We start from the raw sequence: 2259 nt of genomic DNA, 5'->3' as shown, positions 1-2259 counted from the left end.
GGCTGGTCCGCCCTGGGCGGGCCGGCCCAGGCCCTACCAGCTCACGGGTTCCCGGATGATCGGGCAGGTCATGCAGTGCCCGCCGCCGCGCCCGCGGCCCAGCTCGCCGCCCGCGATCTCGATCACGTCGATGCCGGCCTTGCGCAGCAGGTCGTTGGTGGTCGTGTTGCGGTCGTAGGTGAACACGACGCCCGGCTCGACGGCCACGGAGTTGTTGCCGCTGTCCCACTGCTGCCGCTCGGACTCGTAGACGTCGCCGCCGGTCTCGATGACCCGCAGCTGGCCCAGCCCGGAGACCTGCCCCACCACGTCGAGGAAGGACGACCGGCCGGCGTCGGTCACCGAGACGCCGAGCGGCCCGGAGTCGGGGCGCAGCACGAACGGGTGCACCCGGTCCACGATCCGCGGGTAGACGGTGACGGTGTCGACGTCGACGAACGTCATGATCGTGTCCAGGTGCATGGCCGCGCGCAGCCGCGGCATGCCCGCCACCACGATCTGCTCGGCCGCGCCCGCCTGGAACAGCGAGGCCGCGACCTGGGTGATCGCCTGGCGCGACGTGCGCTCGCTCATGCCCATCAGCACGGTCCCGTTGCCGATCGGCATGATGTCGCCGCCCTCGAAGGTGGCCTCGCCGTGGCTGGCCTCCGGGTCGCCCCACCACACGCGGCTGCCCACGAAGTCGGGGTGGAACGAGTAGATCGCCTTCATGAGCAGCGTCTCGTCCCGGCGTGCCTGCCAGTACAGCGGGTTCAGCGTGAGGCCGCCGTAGATCCAGCAGGTCGTGTCCCGGGTGAACAGCGTGTTGGGCAGCGGGGGCATGAGGTACTCGCGGGCATCCGGGCTGAGGTCGGCCAGCGCGCGGAAGCCCGGCGGCAGCTCGGGCACGTCGGCGACGGCGAGGCCGCCGATCAGGTACCGGGCCAGCTCGTGCTCCGGCAGGGACTCCAGGTACTCGCGCGTCGCCTCGACCAGGCCGTTGCCCACGATCTCGGGCACGATCTTGCGGTCGAGCAGCCAGTCGCGCGCCCCGGGCACGCGCAGCGTCTCGGCGAGCAGGGCGTGCAGCTCGACGACGTCGACGTCGCGCTCCCGCAGCTCGGCCACGAAGTCGGCGTGGTCCTGCTGGGCGCGCTCGACCCACAGGACGTCGTCGAACAGGAGGCCGGCGGAGTTGGACGGGGTGAGGCGCTGGTGGGCCAGCCCGGGGGCGCAGACCAGGACCTTGCGCAGGCGGCCCACCTCGGAGTGGACGCCGTACGCCGACGAGGGTGTGCCGGCCGGGGGCGGTGTGCTGTCGATGGTGTTCATCGGGCGATAACGGTACTCACCCGATCGCCGTCGTGCCGAGCAGGGAGCCGATCGCGAAGGTCGCGCCGAGCGCGAGCGCCCCGCCGACGACGACGCGCGCCGTGGCGCGCACCCGCGGCGCGTCGCCGATCCAGGCCGCGAGCCAGCCCGTGCCGGCGAGTGCCGCCAGCACGACGACGAACGTGATGCCGACCCGCCAGGGTTCGGGGATCAGCAGCACGGCGGCGAGCGGCAGGACGGCGCCGAGCGTGAACGCGACGGCGGACGCGAGCGCGGCGTGCCAGGGGCTGACCACGCCGTCCTCGTCGATGTTGAGCTCGGCCTCCAGGTGGGCGGCGAGCGCGTCGTGCTCCGTGAGCTCGATCGCGACCTGGCGGGCCGTGGCGGGGGACAGGCCCTTGGCCTCGTAGAGCTCGGCCAGCTCCGCGAGCTCCTCCTCCGGCATCGCGGCGAGCTCGGCCTTCTCCTTGGCGATGAGCGCCCGCTGGGTGTCGGACTGGCTGGAGACCGACACGTACTCGCCCAGCGCCATCGAGATCGCGCCGCCGACGAGTGCGGCGACGCCGGCGGTGAGGATCGGCCCGGTCTGCGACGTCGCCGCCGCGACGCCGACGGCGACCGCGGCGACCGAGACGATGCCGTCGTTCGCGCCGAGCACGCCGGCGCGCAGCCAGTTCAGGCGCTCGGCGAGCCCGTTGGTGTGGGGTTCGTCGGGGTGCCCGACGGCGGTGCGGCCGCCGGTGTCCGGGCGTCCCGCGCCGGACGGTTCTGTCGTCATGGGCTCAGGCAACCAGGACTCCGGGCCTCGGGCCAACATCAGGCCAGAGGTTGGGCAGCCTCACCTTGGCCGCGGAGCCCTCTGCTGTGCCGACCTTCCGCTGTGCCCGCCCTCCCCTTTGAGGCCCGGGTTTCTTCTCTTTGCGGCCGCCCAAAGACAAGAAACCCGGG

At 73.0% G+C, this 2259-nt stretch carries 2 protein-coding genes; both read right to left on the bottom strand.

Annotated elements, in window-relative coordinates; translation table 11 throughout:
• Positions 1-33: 33 nt before the first annotated feature.
• Positions 34-1311 (bottom strand): arginine deiminase, encoded by a 1278-nt coding sequence (locus tag ACFV9Q_RS24430; protein ID WP_377232521.1) that lies wholly within the window; start codon positions 1309-1311, stop codon positions 34-36.
• A gap of 16 nt (positions 1312-1327) precedes the next feature.
• Entirely contained in the window at positions 1328-2089 is a 762-nt protein-coding gene (locus ACFV9Q_RS24425; protein ID WP_377236559.1) for a VIT family protein, read from the bottom strand.
• Positions 2090-2259: the final 170 nt, after the last annotated feature.

It is taken from the genome of Promicromonospora sp. NPDC059942 (assembly GCF_042731755.1).
In the GTDB taxonomy this organism is placed as follows: domain Bacteria; phylum Actinomycetota; class Actinomycetes; order Actinomycetales; family Cellulomonadaceae; genus Promicromonospora.
This window is presented reverse-complemented; position numbering and strand designations above follow the sequence as displayed.

Bases quoted from the DNA above. Each gene is read 5' to 3' on its own strand.
- ACFV9Q_RS24425 (WP_377236559.1), bottom strand. From the start codon at position 2,089: ATGACGACAGAACCGTCCGGCGCGGGACGCCCGGACACCGGCGGCCGC.
- ACFV9Q_RS24430 (WP_377232521.1), bottom strand. From the start codon at position 1,311: ATGAACACCATCGACAGCACACCGCCCCCGGCCGGCACACCCTCGTCG.